This is a genomic window from Microbacterium martis (assembly GCF_047246685.1).
In the GTDB taxonomy this organism is placed as follows: Bacteria; Actinomycetota; Actinomycetes; order Actinomycetales; family Microbacteriaceae; genus Microbacterium.
The window spans coordinates 1,143,796-1,163,682 of sequence record NZ_JBFOKT010000002.1 but is presented as its reverse complement, the minus strand read 5'-3'; the positions used below and the strand labels follow the sequence as shown (position 1 = coordinate 1,163,682).

General features: G+C 71.1%; 11 protein-coding genes. All 11 read right to left on the bottom strand.

Translation table 11 applies throughout. The features are described from left to right. Window position 1 precedes the first annotated feature (1 nt). Window positions 2-1,651, bottom strand: coding sequence for a serine/threonine-protein kinase (locus tag AB3M90_RS13500; RefSeq protein ID WP_412952666.1), 1,650 nt, complete (start codon window positions 1,649-1,651; stop codon window positions 2-4). After that, on the bottom strand, window positions 1,648-2,949 hold the full coding sequence (locus tag AB3M90_RS13495; RefSeq protein WP_412952664.1) for an FHA domain-containing protein: 1,302 nt from the start codon (window positions 2,947-2,949) through the stop codon (window positions 1,648-1,650). The genes AB3M90_RS13500 and AB3M90_RS13495 overlap by 4 nt, the downstream gene beginning before the upstream one ends. Beyond that, window positions 2,949-3,764 (bottom strand): PP2C family protein-serine/threonine phosphatase, encoded by an 816-nt coding sequence (locus AB3M90_RS13490; protein WP_412952663.1) that lies wholly within the window; start codon window positions 3,762-3,764, stop codon window positions 2,949-2,951. The genes AB3M90_RS13495 and AB3M90_RS13490 overlap by 1 nt, the downstream gene beginning before the upstream one ends. Next, a complete protein-coding gene (locus tag AB3M90_RS13485; RefSeq protein ID WP_412952661.1) occupies window positions 3,761-5,098 on the bottom strand; it encodes an RDD family protein in 1,338 nt (445 codons plus the stop codon). The genes AB3M90_RS13490 and AB3M90_RS13485 overlap by 4 nt, the downstream gene beginning before the upstream one ends. Continuing rightward, window positions 5,095-7,494: a transglutaminase TgpA family protein gene (locus AB3M90_RS13480; RefSeq protein WP_412952660.1), complete on the bottom strand. Its 2,400-nt coding sequence runs from the start codon at window positions 7,492-7,494 to the stop codon at window positions 5,095-5,097. Before AB3M90_RS13480 ends, AB3M90_RS13485 begins: the two co-directional genes overlap by 4 nt. Then, entirely contained in the window at window positions 7,491-8,753 is a 1,263-nt protein-coding gene (locus tag AB3M90_RS13475; protein WP_412952658.1) for a DUF58 domain-containing protein, read from the bottom strand. The genes AB3M90_RS13480 and AB3M90_RS13475 overlap by 4 nt, the downstream gene beginning before the upstream one ends. Next, window positions 8,753-9,724, bottom strand: a complete 972-nt coding sequence (locus AB3M90_RS13470) for an AAA family ATPase (protein WP_412952657.1) — start codon at window positions 9,722-9,724, stop codon at window positions 8,753-8,755. The genes AB3M90_RS13475 and AB3M90_RS13470 overlap by 1 nt, the downstream gene beginning before the upstream one ends. Before the next feature lie 46 nt (window positions 9,725-9,770). Then, the gene (locus AB3M90_RS13465) at window positions 9,771-15,836 is read right to left on the bottom strand and encodes an Ig-like domain-containing protein (RefSeq protein ID WP_412952655.1); all 6,066 of its coding nucleotides are present in this window, start codon (window positions 15,834-15,836) and stop codon (window positions 9,771-9,773) included. A gap of 127 nt (window positions 15,837-15,963) precedes the next feature. Then, a complete protein-coding gene (locus AB3M90_RS13460; protein ID WP_412952654.1) occupies window positions 15,964-16,533 on the bottom strand; it encodes a DNA-3-methyladenine glycosylase I in 570 nt (189 codons plus the stop codon). Between the two features lie 29 nt (window positions 16,534-16,562). After that, a complete protein-coding gene (locus tag AB3M90_RS13455) occupies window positions 16,563-17,609 on the bottom strand; it encodes an NAD(P)-dependent alcohol dehydrogenase (RefSeq protein ID WP_412952653.1) in 1,047 nt (348 codons plus the stop codon). Between the two features lie 88 nt (window positions 17,610-17,697). Further along, window positions 17,698-19,782, bottom strand: a complete 2,085-nt coding sequence (locus tag AB3M90_RS13450; protein ID WP_412952651.1) for an acyl-CoA dehydrogenase family protein — start codon at window positions 19,780-19,782, stop codon at window positions 17,698-17,700. Window positions 19,783-19,887 lie beyond the last annotated feature (105 nt).

Sequence of the window (19,887 nt, the reverse complement as noted above, 5' to 3'; positions counted from 1 at the left end):
GTCAGTCGACGCACCCCCGCGCGGGCTCCGAGACGCGCCCGTCGTCGCGCCGCAGCATCACGTCGATGCAGACCGTCCCGGCCGTCGCGGGAACCTGGGCGACGGGTTGCTCGGCCTGCTGCGGGTCGACCTCGCCCGAGACGTCGACGACGGTCCAGATGAACGAGTCGCCCTCCAGCGGATCCTTGTTGATCCAGGTGAAGACGATCTGATCGCCCTGCCGGGAGCCGCTGAGCTCGGTGACCTTCGGCACGAAGTCGGACAGCACGTCCTGCGGCTCGGTCGTCTCGACGGCCTCGGGCGGCGTCTCGATGCCGGCGACCAGGGCGTTCAGCCCGACGATCGCGCCGGCGACCACCGCGACGGCGGCGACCGCCGAGAGCGCGATCCAGAGGCCACGACGACTGCGAGGCGGCCTGGGTGCGGTCTGCGAGGCGACTCCCTCGTCGCCGGCCGGCGGCGACGGCGGCCCCGCCGGTGCCGGCGCCGATGGAGCGGATGCCGCGGACTGCGGCGCCACCACCAGGGGCGGGCGGACGATGGTCCGGTCATCGGAGCCGGGGAGCGGACTCGGGGCCGGCACGCGCATTTGCGTCGCCTCGTCGATAGGCTCCGCGCGGGGTGGCGGGTCGAAGCGGGGGACCTCGGGCGACGCCGGCAGCGCCGTCTTGCGCTCCGTGGTGGCGGAGGGCCGCGTGAACGCGGCGACGTCGGGGTCGATGCTGACGATCTCGCGCACGCGGGTCAGGCCGTCGCCGTCGTCGTCGAGGTCTTCCGCCGTCGGGTGATCGTCGACGATGTCGATCGGGGTGACCGAGTGCGACAGCTCGATCTGCACCTTCTGCAGCGCTCGCGCGAAGGCCACCGCGCTCGGGTAGCGGTCGTCGGGATTCTTGGCCATCGCGCGCTCGAGCACGCGCTGCAGGCTCTCGGGTGAGTCCGGCCGCCCCAGCGAGGTGAGCGCGGCGCGCTCGATGCGCTCGATGAGGTCGGCGCTGGAGTTGCGCTCTCCCGGTCGCTCGAACGGCGACCGACCGGCCAGCAGCGTGTAGAGCGTGGCGCCCAGCGCCCAGACGTCGGTGCGCGGTCCGCTCTGCGGCGGATCGGCGAACGACTCCGGCGGCGACCACGGGATCGACATGCCCGACGCCTCGCTCGTTGCTCCGGTGGTCGAGGCGATCCCGAAGTCGGTGAGCGCCGGCCGGTTGTAGGCCGTCACGAGGATGTTGGCCGGCTTGATGTCTCGGTGCAGCACGCCGGCGCGGTGCGCCGTCTCGACGGCCCCCGCCACCTGCACGCCGACACGCAGGGCCTCGGCGACCGAGAACGGCTCCTTGCGAGCGCGCATCTGCAGGTTCGGCCGCGGGCAGTACTCCATCACCAGGTAGGGACGGCCGTCGCCGGCGACCCCGGCCTGATAGATCGTGACGATGGCCGGATGCGTCGACAGCATGGCCATGACGTTCGCCTCGTCGGCGAACTCCTGCGCGGCGCCGCTGGAGATGCGGTCGGCGAGGAGCACCTTGACCGCCACCTGGCGGCGCGGCATCTGCTGCTCGTAGAGGAACACGTCGGCGAAGCCGCCGGTGCCGAGCGGCTCGAGGTAGTGGAAGCCCGGCAGATCGGGCGGCGGAGAGGGCGGTCGGCTCACGGCAGATCCTCGAAGGCGACCGTGACCCCGTCGCCGAGGTCGACGACATCACCGGAGAGGACGAGGGTCTGCTCACCGGGATGCAGCCGCACGGGATCGGCGCCGGGCCGCAGCAGGGTCGAGCCGTTGGTCGTGTGCAGGTCGATCACCACGACCGTGTCGCCCTCGGGGCGGATCTCGAGATGGCTGCGGGAGATGTCCTGCTGCGGGCTTTCGACCGCGACGAGGTGCGGCAGGTTGGCACCGCTGGCCCTGGTCGACCGCGGACGCCGGCCGATGATGACCGTGCGGTCGAGCGTGACGACCTGTCCGGTCGACACGCGGACGCGACCGGTCGACCCCGCGACCGGGATCACCGCGGTCGGCACGTCGTCACCGGCCGGGGCCTGCTGGCGCAGGGCGCGCAGGTCGGCGGCGGAGATGGTGGACCCGTCGTGGTCGCCGAGGTCGCCGCCTACCGCCGGGACGATCGGCGGGACGGGCGCGACCGGCGGGACGGGGGCGACCGGCGGGACGGGGGCGACCGGCGGGACGGGCGGGGCCGCCGGTTCGACCACGGGTTCCGCCGCGACAGCCGGTGCGGAGTGCACGGTGGCGCCCCAGAGCTGATCGAAGTCGTCGCTCGTCGGGGCCAGCGTGACCTCCGTCGGGAGTGCGGCCGCCGGCTCCGGCTCGGCCGGCTCCGGCTCGGCCGGCTCCGGCTCGGCCTCTTCGGGTGCGGCGCCGGTGTCGACGGCCTCTCCCGGTACGGCCGGGGTGTCGACGGCATCCTGTGCCTCCGCGGACGCGGCGTGACCGGACGAAGCCGACCCGACGACGGGCGCGGGACCCAGCGCGTCGGTGAGGGCGCGATCGTCGCCCGGCTCGAGCTCGGCGCTGACGGATGCTGCGCGCACCACGCCGCTCTGCACCGGCAGCGCGGCCTCTCCCTCGACGGTCTCGACGGTGATCTCGACGTGCGACGCCGCGCCGACGAACCGCTCGCTCCAGGTCGTCACCTCGGCGCCCGAGAACTCGTGCGAATCGGCTTCGGTGCTCACCCGCGCGGAGACGGCGCCGCGCAGGGCGATCCGCACGTCTCCTCCCTCCACGACCGCCGCGGCGAACGACGGCAGCGACGCGAACGCGCCCTCGCCGTTCGCGGTGAGGACGTCGACGACCGTCGCCAGGCTCTTCTGCTCCGGCATCCGCTCCCACAGACGCGTCAGCACGTCGCCGGGCACGTCGGGCGGCAGGGCGACGACGGCGCCCGGGATCACGATGACGTACCACTGTCCCGGTCGGTAGCTGGTCTGCATCAGCGAACCCCTCCTGCTGCGGCTTCTCGCGGACGTGTGTCCATGTCGACGTCGGTATCGGTCTCGAGGAGTGTTCCCGGTCGCGACGCGACCGACACCGCGTCGACGATGACCACGGTGACGTTGTCGCGCCCGCCGGCCCCGACCGCCTCGTCGACCAGCAGGTCGGCGGCGTTCTGGGGATCGGGCTCGCTCTGCAGCACCTCGCGGATCCGGGCGTCCGGCACCTCCGACGTCAGTCCGTCGGAGCACACCATGATGCGGTCCCCCAGCTCGGCCGGGAACAGCCAGTAGTCGGCGTCGCCGGTGCTGCTCGCGCCGATCGCCCGGGTGATGATGTTGCGTCGATGATCGGTCGCGGCGTCTTCGACCGTGAGCTCGCCCGACTCGATCAGCTCCTGCACCACGGAGTGATCGACGCTGATCTGCTCGAGCTCGCCGTCGGCGAGACGGTACGTGCGCGAGTCGCCGATGTTGACGGCGAGCCAGTAGCCCATGCCGTCGACCGAGGCGATCACGACACCGCTCAGGGTCGTGCCGGCGCGGCCGTTGCCCGACGTCGAGAGCTCCTCGACGCTCGCGCGCGCCCGTGACAGCGCCAGGCGCACGTCGTCGAGCTCGAGCGACGCCCGGCCGATCGAACTCGAGAACTCGGCGATCACCGCCGCACTCGCCCGCTCCCCCGCCTCGTGCCCGCCCATGCCGTCGGCGACGACGAAGACGGGTGCACTGGCGAGGTGGGCGTCTTCGTTGAGCGCACGCCGGAGTCCGGGATGCGTCGCCGACCCGGTCGAGACGATGAGCGCGGGCCTCACGCGTAGCCGCCGATCGTGACGATGCGGTCGCCGATCTCGATCGCGTCGCCCAGACGCACCGGCACCCGCTGACCGGCGGGGCACGCGATGCGCTGGCCGTCGCGGACCAGCGTCATGCCGTTCGTCGAATGCCGGTCGAGCACCCATCCGCCCGACGCCTCGGCCGCCGCCTCGAAATGCGTCTTCGACAGCGAGAGCGTCTCATCGCGCACCGGCACCACGACGGCGCCGTCTTCGGCGGCGGGGTTGCGGCCGAAGATCGTGCGGCGCGACACCGAGACCCGGGTCCCGTCGTCCCACGTGAACACCAGCCGGTGGCCGGGGATGCTGATGCGCGTCTCCTCGACGTCGTCGGGCTCGCCCGCGGGGGCAACAGGTGCGGCGGGCGACGCCGCGGCCTCAGCGGCCGGCGCGGGCGGGACGGGGGGAGCCGGAGGCATGGATGGAGCCGCGGGCGCAACGGGCGCAACCGACGCAGCGGGCACGACCGGCGCAGCAGGTGCGGCAGGCGCGGCGGGACGCGCGGCGGGAGAGCCCACCACGGTCGCGTCGAGCTCGGACACGGCATCCGTCGGCAGAGACGGCGTGGCCCGCGGCGGCGGTGCGTCCTGCGTGATGCCGGGGACGAAGGCGATGAGCGCGCCGTCGTCGCCGGGCGCCGCCGATGCGGACGGACGCGCCGGCGTCGACGGAGGCACGGGCGGGGCCGGCATCGCGGGCGCCGGGAAGGCGGGCGCCGGCGTCGCCGGAGCGGCGGCCTGATACGCGGTCGGATGCGGGATGCCGGGGATCGCCGGGGCGGCAGGGCGTCCGGCATCGGCAGTGCCCGCCGGTGTCGCGATCGACGACGTCGCGGGGGCCGCAGCCGACGCTGCCGCCGGGGTCGCGCGGGCGTCGAGCATCAGGGCGCCTGCCACCTTGTCGTGCCAGCCCTGGAACCGACCGGAGCCGTCGAACAGCGGGGTGAAATAGCCCACCACGATCGATGCGGCCAGGCCGAAGATGATGTTGCGCAGCAGCGCACGACCGAACCCCAGGGGCGCGTCGTCACGGGCCGAGACCAGCCGCAGTCCCTGGGCGCGCATGCCGATCGACCCCTTCCCCGCCTGCATGAGGGTGTAGACGACGAACCACCCCAGCAGCAGCAGCGACACGATCGGCCCGCCGACGAGAAGGGTGGTCAGAGTGCCTTCCAGGCTGCCCGCCAGCATCGCCACGATCATCAGTGCGCCGCCGAGGACGATCGTCAGACCCGCCGCGATGAGCGCATCGATGAGGTAGCCGATCGCCCGACGGGAGATCGGCGCGATCTGTGCGAACGCGGTCTGCGTCATGGGGTCTCGCTCTCGGATGCTGCGGGTGTGCGGGTGGTGCTGTTCTCGATCGTGCCAGGTTCGCGGCGCACGCGCGCGGCCGCGGACTGTCGCAGACCCTGCCATCCGGTCGAGATCGCCGAGCCGCTCAGCAGCGACCGCAGACTCAGTCGCGCCTTGACGCGCTTCCAGAAGCCGGCGTCGTCGCCGAGTCCGCCGACGATCGCGTCGACCTCGCTCCAGAACGCCTCGACGTCTTCGGGCGTCGGATCCGACGGCCCGAAGACCTCGGCATCCGCCCGCCGCGCCAGGTCGGTGACGCGCGGCACGGCCAGCGTCGCCACGACGGCGGCGGCCTCCTCCGGACGGGTGCCGCCCGGGGTGAGGCGCGCCCCGTAGTCGACGGCGCGATCGGTGAGCTCGTCCCAGCCGCCGCTGATGCGGTCGGCGGTGCGTTCCGCCGCGCGACGCGATCGGCGCTTGGCCGCCTTCCAGGCGCCGATGACGATGAACGGCGACATCAGCAGCGCCAGGATGCCCAGCGTGATCCCGCCGATGAGGAGGATGGCGCCGATGATCCCGGCGAGGTCGAGGTTCTCGTCCTCCGACTCGCGGTCGTCGGGCAGCGTCGGGGGCAGGTCGACCGGCTCCTGCGGCGGAGGCGGCGGCTGCAGCACCTGCGGCTTCGGATCGACGCGCGGCTTCGTGTTCTGGTCGTTCGGCACCTGGTCCTCGGGCGGCGTCGGGTTGAACGGCAGCCACCCGATGCCGTCGAAGTTCACCTCGACCCAGGCGTGCACGTCGTCGCCCGTGGCGGTGAAGACCGCCTGACCCTCCTGCTCCTCGTCGGGGTAGTAGCCCATGACGACCCGCACCGGGATGTCGAGCTGACCCGCGAGGAGGGCCATCGCGACGGCGTACTGCTCATCGTCGCCGATCATCTGGTCGCCGCCGACGAGCGTCGAGATGCGCTCGGCGGTGTGGCCGGCGCGCGACAGCACCTCGCCCTCGAGTCCGTGGCTGAAGAATCCGCCCTCCGACAGGAACACCTCGAGCGCCCTGACCTGCTCGATCGCCGTCTCGGCACCCGACACGGTCTCGGCGGCCAGAGTGGTGAGCTCCTCGGGAACGTTGCTGGGCTTGGGCATCGCGACGTTCCCGAAACCCACCTCGGCGAGCTGCTCGTCGGTGTAGTCGCCCGGCATCACGGCATCGACCGTGTAGTCGTCGCCGGCGCGCAACCGGGGCGTCGCCACCGCGGTCCCCGTCTCGGTGTTGACGTAGGTGCCCCGGCGCAGCTCCTCCGCCCTGTCGCCCGAGAACTCGATGTCGGACAGCTGCCCGGCCGTCGGCATCCACACGCCGTCATAGGCCTGGATCTCGATCTTGAGGGTCACCGGAACGCCCTCGGCGTCGGGGGCCATGTCGGAGCGCAGCGGGGTGAAGGCGCTCGACGACGTCGGCCCGCCGTCGGTGACGTTGTAGACCATCCCGTCGAACTGGTCCATGACGGCCGTGCGCATGCGCGCGCCCTTCGGCAGACCCTGCACGCTGAACAGGTCTTCGTCGGCGTCGTCGCGCACGTTCTTGCGGAACGACTGCAGCGGGCTGGGATAGTCGCGGATGTCGAAGGGCGGGATGATGACGTCGCGGAAGACGTGACGGCTCTCGTACGGCGTGGCGACGGCGTTGGTCGCGACACCGGCACCCGCCGCGACGACGAGCACCGCGGCACCGGCGAGCAGTCGTCGGGTGCGCATGTGCGCGGCACGCGACGGGTCGACGTCGCCGACCGATATCGCGGCGTTCTGCGGCGCCCAGAGCTGACGCAGGGCGAGCCAGGCGATCGCCACCACCGCGAACGCGATGCCCTGCACCAGCGGGAAGGCCGTCTCGGGTGTGCCCAGCGCGATCACGAGCATCAGCAGCACGCCGGCCGGGATCAGGGCCCAGGCCACCAGCGCCAGCCGCAGGGCGAGCGAGGCCGTGACGGCGGCGATCACGAGCCCGAGCAGGAACGGGACGATCAGGTGCCCGTCGGCGGCCGAGACCGGGGCGACCGTGGTCAGCATCTGCTTCCACGCCGTGACGGGTGCCACGGCGAGCTTCTGCAGCGTCTCGAGCGTGGGGACGAATCCGGCGATCGTCGTCTGCAGCAGCGCGAGCGCTCCCCCGAAGACGAAGTACGCCGCGATCACCAGTCCGGCGATGACGAGGACGCCCCAGCGACGCCAGGCCGACACCACGGCGACGGCGATGCCGATCAGCGCGCCGCCGATCGCCGCCGTCAGGAACGAGGGTCCGCCGAAGGTGGGCCAGAACCCGATCAGTCCGAGCACGACCAGCGCCAGAGTCGCCGCCGGATCGAGGATCCAGCGACGCAGCGGAAGAGCGGATGCCGTCGGCGACGCGCTCATGCGAGCACCTTCTGCAGGGCGAGCGGCACCTGGTCGAGCGCCCCGAGTGTGACGACGTCGGCGTCGCCGATGCGGCGCAGCGCTGGGGCAGTGGCCCGTGCGTCGGCGACGACGGCGAGCACGCGCGCGCCGAAGGGCAGGCGCGAGCAGGCGAGACGGAGGTCGTCGGTCGCCACGCGCGACCCGCAGACCAGCACCACGACGCTGGCGAGGGGCATCTTCGCCGCCACGATGCCGGCGAGCTCGGCGATGCCGCCGTCACGCGGCCGGCTCTCCTCGAGTGCGGCGAGCGAGTCGAGGAGCTGCTTGCCCGTTCCGGCCGGCAGCTCGCGCCCCTGCACCTGCACGTCGACGCGCTGCGAGTCGCGCAGGGCGCGCAGACCGATCGATCCTGCGGCCGAGATGGCGAGCTCGAACTCGTCTTCCTCGGCGTAGTCGCCGGCCGAGCGCGACAGGCCGATCACGAAGTGCGAGCGGCGGGTCTCCTCGTACTGCCGCATCATCATGGTGCCGGTGCGGGCGGTCGACTTCCAGTGCACGTGGCGCAGGTCGTCGCCGGGCTGGTACTCGAGCAGGGCGTGGAACGACACGTCGTCGCGCGAGAGGTCGGTGGCCGGAAGACCCTCCAGGTCGCGCAGGTATCCGAGCGACTGCCCGTCGAAGAGCACGGTGCGCGGATGCACGAAGAGGTCGACCGGCTCGTCACGCCGGTGCGCGCGCTCGAACAGGCCGAGGGGGTCGCCACGCACGACGCTGACCGGGCCCACCTTCACCACGGCGCGCTTCTGGGTCGGGATCGCGAACAGCTCCTCCGACTCCTCGCCGGGGGCCAGGCGCTGGATGCCGAACTCGCCACGGCCGGATCCGACGGGCAGGACGACGCGGGAGGGCAGGATCGCCCGGGCACCGCGATTGGCGAGGGTCAGCGCCCCGACCGCGCGCTCGCCGACGACGACGCGCGTGCGGGCGAGGTCGAGCGACACGTCGTACGCCGTGCGTCCGATGAGGAACAGCGCGCACAGGGCGACGGTGATCGCGATCACGACCGCCGCGATCGTGAACTCCGCCCAGCCGGCGATCTGGCCGAGGATCCAGAATCCGATCGCCAGTGCCATCAGCACCCACGCCAGAGGCCGGACGGCCCGGGCGATCAGTCGGAGGCGCGACAGCGCCCGCCCGCCGAGCACGACCGCGACATCACGCCATCCGGCGTCGGGTTCCGTGGTGGCGGGCGGGGCCGGAAGAGCCTCCGTCGTCATCAGGCCGCCGTTCTCGCCTGCGGAGCCGCGACGGCGTCGAGCACGCGGGCCACGACGGCGTCGCTGCTCGTGCCCGCGAACTCCGCCTCGGCGTCGAGGACGAGACGGTGCTGCCACACCGGACGAGCGAGTGCCTTGATGTCGTCGGGCAGCACGAAGTGGCGGCCGTGGGCGGCCGCCCACACCTTGGCGATGCGGATCATCGCGAGGGCGCCGCGCACCGAGACGCCGAGACGGGTGGCCGCGTCGTCACGCGTCGCCGCCGTGATCTCGGCGACGTAGCGCAGCACGGCCGGCTCGACGTGCACGGTCGAGGCGAGATCGGCCATGTCGGCGACAGCGCTCGTCGTGATGATCGCCGACAGCCCGGCCGACGGGTTGCGGTCCGACGCGCCCGCGAGGATGCTCTCGGTCGTCGCGAGGTCGGGGTAGCCGATCGACGTCTTGATGAGGAAGCGGTCGAGCTGCGCTTCAGGGAGCTTGTACGTGCCCGCCTGCTCGATCGGGTTCTGGGTCGCGATGACGAGGAACGGCCGGCCGGTCTCGTGCGTGACGCCGTCGACGGTCACCCGCGACTCCTCCATCACCTCGAGCAGCGCCGACTGCGTCTTCGGCGAGGCGCGGTTGATCTCGTCGGCCAGCACGATCGACGCGAAGATCGGGCCGCGGTGGAACTCGAACCGGTGCGACTGCTGGTCGTAGATCGTCACGCCCGTCACGTCGGAGGGCAGCAGGTCGGGCGTGAACTGGATGCGCGTGCTGGTGCCCTGCACCGTCGCCGCCAGCGCCTTCGCGAGACTCGTCTTGCCCGTGCCCGGGGCGTCTTCGAGGAGGACGTGCCCCTCGGCGAGCATCGACGACAGCACCAGGGCGACGACGTCCTTCTTGCCCTGCACGGCCTTGTCGATGTTGTCGACGAGCCGCTGGAAGGTGCCCTGGAACCAGGCGGCCTGTTCGGGGGTCATGCTCATGCGTCGTCTCTGCTTCCTCTGGGGTGGTGCCGGGTCGCGGAGGCCACTACCAGCCCCTGCGTTCGTAGTTGGTGCCGTTGATCGTGACCCACACCTCGGCGCCGCGACCGCCGTAGCCGTGGAAGCAGCCGAGCTGGACAGAGCCGTTCGACGGGATCGAGCGCGTCGAGGTCGTGAACGGGGCGTTCCCGGGCACGGTGCTGTTGCACGACACCGAGTAGGTGCCGCCGGGGAAGTCCGACGTGTTGACCACGAAGTACGCGCAGGTGCCGTCGCTGCACTGCGAGTTGCTGACCGGTGCACCCCGGGTGACCCACGCGCGCGGGGGCGGCGGCGGACCGGAACGGGCGGATGCCGAGGCTTCGTCGGTCCACTGACCTTTCTCATCCATCGCCCGCACCTGGATGCTGTGATTCTGGTCGTATCCGTGGCCGACCGTGCGGCTGTTCGACATGCCGACGTCCTCCCAGCCGCCGCCGTCGATGCGGATCTGCACACGCGTGATCGGGCGTCCGTTGTCGGAGCCGTTCGCGTTCCAGCTCAGCTCGACGCTCTGGGCGAGGCCCCGCGCGCCCGCGCCGGGGGTGTGCGGCTTGCCGTACGGGTTGCCCGCTGCGGCGTTGGAGGGGGCTCCGGCGTAGTTGACGCCGTCGACCGTCGCGACCGCGCGGACCTCGACCGTGTAGTTCTGGCCGTTGGTGAGCCCTCCGAGCACGCCGTTGCCCGGCACGCCGGACCAGCCACCGCCGTTGAGGCGGTACTGGTACGAGATCTCGTTCGCGCGGGCCCCGTTGCGCGAGCCGGCGTTGTAGCTCATCGCCAGCGAGCGGTCGCCCTCGCGCACGCTCAGGCTGGTCGGCGCTCCCGGCGGGGTCACGCCTCGACGCGGTGCCGACTGCTCGCTCCACGCGCCCCAGCCCGCCTTGTTGTGCGCGCGGATGCGGTAGGTGTAGGGCGTCTCGGAGGTGGGCACCACGACCGCCTGGCTGTTCGACTGCGGTCCCGGCGTGACCGTGCGCACGACGCTGCCGCCCTCGAGCACCTGCAGCTCGTAGGCGTCGATCGCGTCGCCGTTGCGGTCGGGCGTGGCCCAGTTGACCTGCATCTGCGCCTGGTTGCCCACCGGTGCGAGCTCCTGGGTGGTGGGCGCTCCCGCAGGCAGCGGCGGACCCGCCGGCACCTCCGACGCCGACCAGCCGCTCCAGCTCGACGGCTCCGGGGCGCGGTTGTGAGCCTGCACGCGCACCTGGTAGTTCGAGCCGTTCTCCAGACCCTCCCAGGTCAGCGAGTTGCCGGTCGCCTGCTTCTGCGTCACACCCGACGGCGGCGCCGGAGAGATCTCGAGCGTGTAGCTCTCGACCGGCGAACCCGGGGTCGTCGGCGTGGTCCATGAGACCTTGAGCGACTTGTCGCCGAACACCAGCTGCGGCGGCGAGGGGGTGTCGGGGCGGGCGTCGGGACGGGCGACCTCCGACGTGCCCGACGGCAGCGACTCGCCGACGCGGTTGGTGGCGGTGACCTGGAAGGCGTACTCGACGTTGTTGGTGAGACCGTCGAGGGTGCACGTCGTCGACGAGCACTCCTTGGTGTATGAACCGCCCTGCACGGCCTTGACCGAGTACTTGGTGATCTCGGCGCCGTTGTTCGACGGTGCGGAGTACGACACCACCACGGTGCGGTCCTGCACGCTGGTGACCACCGGGGTGCCGGGAGCGGCCGGCACGTCCTGCACCGTCACGACGATCTGCCCGTTGACCTCGCGATCGGTGTCTTCCGTCGCATCCTGGATCCGGTAGCGCACGACGAACGTTCCCACGAAGCTCTTCGCGGGCGTGATCGTGACCTGGTCGGCCGTGAACGAGACCTGGCCCGACCCCGACTCCGCCACCGCCGAGACGATCTTCAGCGGCGTCTCCGGGAAGGGGTTGAAGTCGTTGGCCAGCGCGGGGACGGTGATCGTCTTGCCGGCATCCGCCTCGGAGATCGTGTCGGTGTTGGCCGCCGGCATCGCTCGCGTCGACGCCGTCACCAGCGCCGTGACCGTGCCCTCGATCGGCTCGGTGGTGCCGTCGGAGATGCGGATGGTCAGCGAGACGGCCGCCCCCTTCTTGGCGTTGGACGACGCCTCCACCATCAGGGTGTCGCCGCCTTCGATGCGTGCGGAGACGCCGTTGCCCTCACCGTCGACGAGCGAGAAGGTGTGCTTGCCCTCGTCCTCGGGGTCGGGGTCGTCGGTCAGCGCGGCGAGATCGAGCGGCGTCGCATCCTCGCCCGGCGCGACGCTGACCTGCCCCTGCGTGAACGTCGGCTGCTGGTTCTCCGGCGGGAGGACGTTGATCGGGATGCTCAGCGTCGCCTTGCGGCCCTCCGGATCATCGGGACCCGTGCCGTCGGTGACCTCGAAGGTGAGGGCGTCGGGACCGTAGTACCCGTCGGCCGACGTGTAGACGAGGGTGTTCGCGTCTTGCAGCAGATCGGCGCCGTTGGCGTTGTTGGCGCTGATCTTCGCCTTCTCGGTGATCGTGACCGAGCCGCCTCCGGCGACCGTGACGTACTCCGACAGCGGGAGCACCTTGGTCTCGCCGCTGACCACCTCGACCGGCTTCGTGCTCGTGAGCGACGGGCGCAGGCCGTCTCGCGACGGCACGAAGATGAACGCCGATGCGGTGAGTCCGTCGAGGTCGGTGAGCGTGTAGCGGATCAGCTGGAGCTGGTCGGTGACGGTGACGCGCACCTTGCCGTTCTCGAGCAGGGTGCCGCCGTCGCCGACCTCGACCTCGAGGCGCTCGGTCGTGCCGTCGGGGTCTTCGTCGTTCTTGAGGATCTCGATGTCGGCCGAGAGGCCCTCGTCTTCGAGATCCGACGGCTGGAGCCGGTCGTCGCGCGCGATCGGCGCGAGCAGTGGCACGTCGTCGTCGACCGTCACCTGGATCGTCGCGGTCGCCGTCGCCCCGCGCGCATCCGACACGGTGTACTGCAGCGACGTCTCCATCTCGCGGTCGGGCACCTTGACGAGCACGCGGTCGCCCGAGACGCGGGCGGCGATGTCGTCGGGCACGGCGAGGCCGTCTTTCACGAGCATCAGCTCGTCGCCCTCGGGGTCGGAGTCGTTCTCGAGCACCGGCACGGCGATCTCGCGGCCGGGGCGTACCACCACGGCATCCTTCACCGCGTACGGCGGCTGATTGATCTTCTCGGCGGGGGCGATGCCCACGCGGATGGTGGCGATGCCCTCTTTGCCGAGCCGGTCGCGCACGCGGTACTTGAAGACGTCGACTCCCGACGAGCCCTCGCCCGCCTCGTAGGTGAAGTAGTTCTGACCGGTCTCGGTGATGCGGCCCTTGGTGGGGCTCGAGTCGATGCCGATCAGCTCGACCGAGTCGCCGTCGACGTCGATGCCGTCGAGGGGCACCGCGATGTTGACCTCGTTGCCGGCGAGCGCGCGAGCCGTGAGATCCTGCGGGCGCGGAGCGGCGTTCGTGGTCTCGTCGATCGGCAGCACCTGGATGGTGACGTACCCGGCCGCCTTCTGCTGACGGGTGTCGGACACCTCGTAGGTCAGGTACACCGTCTTCGGCTCGGGGCCGGCCTTGAAGCGCACCGCGTCCTGCGAGACGAACGCCTCGCCGTCTTCCGGATCGGGAAGCGGTTCGACCAGGTCGGGCTCGAGGTGCATGGCGTCGTCGCTCGGGTGCGTGTCGTTGTCGAGCACGGGGATGGTGACGACGTCGCCGACGCGCACGGTGGCGGTGTCGGGGTTGGTGACCGGCGCCAGGATCTCCTCGGGTGCCGGGATCGGGATGACCACGACCTCGCCCTCGGCCGACTTCGAGCCGTTCGAGATGCGGTACTTCAGCCGCACCTCCTCTTCGAGGGCCCCCTGGTCGGTGATGCGCAGCGTCTCGTGATTCAGCACCGAGACCGAGATGCCGCTGCCGGGATCGACCACGACGGACTGCACGACGAGGATGCCGCCTGCCGGATCGGTGTCGTTGTTGAGCACGCCCAGCAGGACATCGCCGCCGCGGGGCAGGAGGGCGACGTCGCGCACCGCCACCGGGGGAAGGTCGGTCTCGGACTCGGGCATGACGTCGACGCGGACGAGGCCCTCGCCGTTCTTCGGACCGGTGGTCACCTGGTACTGCACGTAGTACACGCCCGGGCTCGCGGCGGTGAACGAGAACGTCTTGTTCGGGAAGTCGGGGAGGATGGTCGCGCCCGGGGTGTCGAGCACACGGCTCAGACGCAGCGGCTCCCGACCGGCGCTCGTGTCGTTGGTGAGCGGGGCGATCGTCACCTGCTCGCCGGCACGCGTGACGACGTGGTCGGCGTTCGTCTTCGGGTTCATCGACCCCTGCGGACGCACGTCGAGCGTGATGGTCGACGACGACTCCGCTCCGAACGAGTCGGCGACGACGACCTGCACCTCCTTGCGGCCCTGCAGGCTGGCGGTCGCCTTGTAGGTCATCTGGCCGTCCTGGCTGAAGTCGACCTCGTCGCCGTCGGCCGGGACCACGCTCTTCAAGTAGATGTCATCGCCGTCGGGATCGATCCAGTCGGGGATGATGTTGTACGAGATCGTGCCGCCGGCCTCGACGGCCAGCGCGGTCTTGCGCTTCGGCTTGGGCGCGTCGTTCTCGTCGCGGTCGCGGACGGTGAGGCTGACGACCGCGGTGTCCTTGCCGCCGCGACCGTCGTCGATCTCATAGCTGAAGCTGGCCGACCCGCTCGCCTTGTCGTCGAGCGTGATCTGCAGGGATCCGCCGTTGTTGATCGCCTGCACGGTGCCGAGCGACGGCTGCTCCTGAGCGAGGGCGGCCACCAGCACGTCGCCGTCGGCGTCGTTGTCGTTGTCGAGCACCGGGAGAAGCGTCGTGCCGCCCGGGCGCACGCCGTAGGAGTCGTCGGCGGCGACCGGCGGCGTGTTGATCTCGCTGCGCTCGGGCAGCGTGGTCTCGACCGTCTCCTCGGTCGAATCCTCCTGATCCTCCGTCTCGCCCTCCGGCGGCGTCAGGTCGTTCCAGTTGTCGACACGCTGCAGGCTCTCGTCGGCCAGCCAGGCGGCGCCGCCGACGGCGTCGTTGAGGATGATGACGTCGCGGTTCACGCGGAACGTCAGGCTCGCCGATTCCTCGGCGCCCTCGATGTCGGCGTTGACGTCGTTCCCGTCGCCGGCGCATTCGCGGAGGAACTTCGCGGAGCCTGCCCAGGCGCCGTACGTGCACCCGCGCAGCCAGACCGGCTCCGCGGCGGTGCCGTCGCCGCCGACCGAGGTCGAGGTGGCGTCGCCGCCGTCGAGCGGCACGCGCACGAGAGCGGACGGGGTCGCCACCGCGACGGCGTCGGTCGCGGCCGAGGCCTTCTGCAGCACCGCATCCGCCGCCCCCGCGATCTCGGTGCGGAAGCCGCCGGGGGTCGTGACGACGCCGGCGGCCGGGTCGAGCACGACCGGGGTCTCGCCGACGGCGGTGATGGTGGGGCGCGCGCCCGCGTCGATCTCTCCCACCGACGCCGACGACGGGTCGAGGGCGGCGCCGTCGTCGTCGACCGGCACGGTGACGACCTCGCCGTCCGCAGCGGAGACGGCGAACACCGTCCCGTCTTCGGCGACCGCGACATCGGCGTTCTCGCCCAGCTCCGCCAGCGGCTCGGCCGCCTCGATCTCGAACGACGACAGTGCCGACACGGGCACGACCCAGAGGTCGCCGGAATTGCGGTCGAGGATGGCGGCGGTGCGGTTGCCGAGCGAGACCTTCGCGGTCGACGGGATGGCGGCCGAGTCGCCCAGGGAGACGCGCGCGGGGTCGACGGCGGTGACCGTGGAGGCTCCGTCGTCGACGACCAGCACGGTGGACTCGTCTTGCAGGATGTCGTAGTTCTCGCCCGTGGTGCGCAGACCGCCGTCGAGGATCGTGGACTCGTGGTTGAAGTGACCGACCATCAGGTTCGAGGTCTTGGTGATCCAGACGCCGCCGTCGTTGAGGTCGACCTTGGTGGTCGGGAACCCCTCGTAGGCGAAGGCCATGGTGGTGATCGCGACGACCCCGACGGTCACTCCCGCGACCGATGCCACGGTCTTCGGCCGCGCTCGCATCCACGACAGCGCCTTCATGCCCGGTCCCCCCCAGGGTCGCTCTTCATCCCATCGGCACGGACCATCGGTCCCGGTGCCACTCACACATCCTAACCGCGCGGCGGAATATCACTCGATGGGGAGAGATGCCCGCCGATGCCCGCCCTCACGCGCGCCAGCATCCCTCGATGTGATCGTCGACCATGCCCGCCGACTGCATCAGGGCGTACATCGTCGTCGCCCCCACGAACCGGAACCCGCGCCGGCGCAGCTCTTTGCTCAGGGCGGTCGACTCCGCCGTGACCGCAGGGACGTCGGCGAACGAGGTCGGACGGATGCCGGATGCCGGCGGCGCGAACGACCACATCAGCGCGTCGAGCTCGCCCTCGCCCATGGTGCGGACGATGCGCGCGTTGCCGATCGTGGCCTCGATCTTGGCGCGGTTGCGGATGATCCCGGCATCCGACATCAGCCGCTCGACGTCGGCCTCGTCGAATCGGGCGACGAGCTCGGGCACGAATCCGGCGAACACCTCGCGGAACCGCGGGCGCTTGCGCAGGATCGTGATCCACGACAGCCCCGCCTGGAACCCCTCGAGGGACATCTTCTCGAACAGGGCGCGATCGCCGTGCAGCGGGGTACCCCACTCGTCGTCGTGGTAGAGGCGGTACTCGGGGTCGTCGCCGACCCAGGCGCAGCGCGCGCGCCCGTCGGGGCCCGTGATCAGAGAGGTCATGGCCCCGACGCTACCGCCGGCCGCCGACGTCAGTCGGCGAAGGTCGCCGCGTCGATCACGAACCGGTAGCGCACGTCGGAGGCCAGGACTCGCTCGTAGGCGGAGTTGATCTCGGATGCCGCGATCACCTCGACCTCGGCGGCGATGCCGTGCTCGGCGCAGAAGTCGAGCATCTCCTGGGTCTCGGCGATGCCGCCGATGTTGGAGCCGGCCAGCGACCGGCGTCCGCCGATCAGCGACATGACCTGCACGGGCAGGGGCTCGGCCGGTGCGCCGACGCAGATCATCGTGCCGCCCACGTCGAGCAGGCCCAGGTAGGCGCGCGTGTCGACCACGGCGCTGACGGTGTTCAGGATCACGTCGAACGAGCTGCGCAGCTCGCGGAACGTCTGCCGGTCGCTCGTCGCACGGTAGTCGTCGGCGCCGAGGCGCAGGCCGTCGTCCTTCTTGTTCAGGGTCTGCGAGAGCACGGTCACCTCGGCGCCCAGCGCATGCGCGATCTGCACTCCCATATGGCCGAGGCCGCCGAGCCCGACGACCGCGACGCGGGTGCCCGGGCCGACGTTCCAGTGCCGCAGCGGGGAGTACGTGGTGATGCCGGCGCAGAGCAGGGGCGCGGCCGCGTCGAGGGCGATCGCGTCGGGGATGCGCACGACGAACGCCTCGGTCACCACGACCTGCTCGGAGTAGCCGCCCTGGGTGATCGATCCGTCGCGGTCGGTGCTGCCGTAGGTGAGCACGGTGCCGCGGGTGCAGAACTGCTCGTCGCCGCGGAGACAGTTGCGGCACTCGCCGCAGGAGTTCACCATGCACCCGACGCCGACCCGGTCGCCGACCGCGTGCTTGGTGACCTCGGAGCCGACCGCCGCGACCGTTCCCGCGATCTCGTGCCCCGGGGCGAGCGGATACTGCTGCGGGCCCCAATCGCCCCGCACCGTGTGGATGTCGGAGTGGCAGATGCCTGCGAAGGCGATGTCGATCAGGATGTCGTGCGGGCCGAGCTCGCGGCGCTCGATCGTGGTCTTCTCCAGCGGAGCGGCTTCGCTCGGGGCGGCGTAGGCGTGAACGCGCGTCATGTGTCCTCTTTCGTCGGGGGGCGAAGGCGACACTAACCCACCGGCCTGAGAACCGGTCGCGATCGAGAGGTCGGAGGGGTCGGAGTGCTCAGCACTGCTTCAGGTCGCCCAGCGGTTCGCGCTTCACCTTCTTCTCGCGCACCGGCGCCTCGCCCGAGGCCTCGAGGGCGGCGTAGTAGGCGCGGGCCTCGTCCTGCCGCTGCTTCTCGACACCGCTGGCGATCGGCGCCCTGACGTGCTCGGGCTCGTAGCCGAAGGCGTCGACGAGATCGAGCGCATGCGGACGCAGTCGGGCGCACAGGCGGTCGATGTAGCTCGACACGGCCGCGGCGCGCTGATTCGAGAGACGGCCGTTGATGAGGTGCCAGGCGAGATGCTTCTCGATGAGCTGAAGGCCGAAGAGGTCGCGCAGCCAGGTGAGGACCTGCTTGGTGTCGGCATCGGTGATGCCGTGCACGGCGTCGGTGAACGCCTCCCACTGCAGCAGCTCGCCGTGAGCACGGGCCGCCTCGATGAGCTCGGCCTGGTTCTCGTTGAACAGCCGCGCGCCCAGCGCCTTGTCCTTCGCGCCCGGACGCAGTCGGCCGGCGATGTCGGAGACCATCTGCTGCACGCGGCCGGCGAGCAGATCGTGCTGCTGCTCCTCCCGCAGACCGCGCTCGACCGAGCGGGCGACCTGCCCGAGGTCGGAGACCGACTGGCCGAGCTGGCGGAGCCCTGCACCGTGGAACACCTTGCCGGCGGTCATGCCGACGGCGAACTTCGCCAGGGCCGCGGCATCCTTGCCCTTGAACTGCGCCGCGTAGTCGGTGAGCAGGCGTTTGCCGACCAGCTGCAGGAGGACGTTGTTGTCGCCCTCGAAGGTGACGTAGATGTCGAGGTCGGCGCGGAGGCCCACGAGGCGGTTCTCGAACATGAAGCCCGCCCCGCCGCAGGCCTCGCGCGCCTCCTGCAGGGTGTCGAGCGCGTGCCACGTGGACAGCGGCTTGAGCGCCGCGGCGAGGGTCTCGAGGTCTTCGCGGTCGTCGGGGGTGTCGGTCCGGCCGGAGAAGACGCCGTCGAACTTCTGCAGGAACTCGTCGTGCGCGAAGATCTGGGCGTAGGTGGTCGCGAGCCGGGGCAGCAGGCGACGCTGATGCTTGCCGTAGTCGAGGAGCACGACCTCGTCGCCGTCGGCGCCGTCGAACTGCCGACGCTGGGTCGCATAGGTGATCGCGATCTTGAGGGCGAGAGCCGATGCCCAGCTCGCCGCGCCGTCGAGCGAGACCCGCCCCTGCACCAGCGTGCCGAGCATCGTGAAGAACCGTCGGCCCGGGCTGTCGATCGCACTGGAATAGGTGCCGTCGGCCGCGACATCGCCGTAGCGGTTCAGGAGGTTCGTGCGGGGGATGCGGACGTGGTCGAACGACAGCCGGCCGTTGTCGATGCCGTTCAGGCCGCCCTTGAGCCCGTCGTCCTCGCGCCCGATGCCGGGGAGGTCGACGCCGTCATCGCCGCGCAGCGGCACGTAGAAGCAGTGCACGCCGTGGTTCACGCCGTTCGTGATGAGCTGTGCGAACACCGTCGCCGCGACGCCGTGCAGCGCGGCGTTGCCCAGGTACTCCTTCGTCGCCGCGCGGAACGGCGTGTGGATGACGAACTCCTCCGTCTCGGGATCGTAGGTCGCGGTGGTGCCGACCGCGGCGACGTCGGAGCCGTGGCCGATCTCGGTCATCGCGAAGGCCCCGGGGATCTCGAGGCTCATGATTCCGGGCAGCCACTTCTCGTGGTGCTCCCGCGTGCCCAGCTGCAGCACCGCCGAGCCGAACAGCCCCCACTGCACGCCCGACTTGATCTGGAGGCTCGGGTCGGCGACCACGAGCTCCTCGAAGCCGGCGATGTTCGCGCCGTTGTTCTCTTCGCCGCCGAGCGACTTCGGGAAGGCGCGGTGCACGGCCTTGTTCTCGACCAGCAGGTGCAGCTGACTCAGCACGCGCTCGCGGTGCTCGTCCTTGCCGAGCTCGTCTTTGCGCCAGAACGCGGAGTCCTTGATCATCTCGCGTGCCTCGCGTCGCGTGTCGGCCCACGTGCCAAGAAGGGCGTCGGTGACGAGGGCGACATCGATCTGCGGGGCGGACTCCGCGTCGACCGGCGGGCGAGGGGTCGTCGAGGGGCGGACGGCGGCGTCGACCATGAGCATTCCTCCAAGGAGAAGTCGGGATGTGTCCATGGTAGGTGTACGACAAACACGCACGAAGTGCGCTGTGAGCATCCTCCAATCGGATGCCGGGGCGTCGCT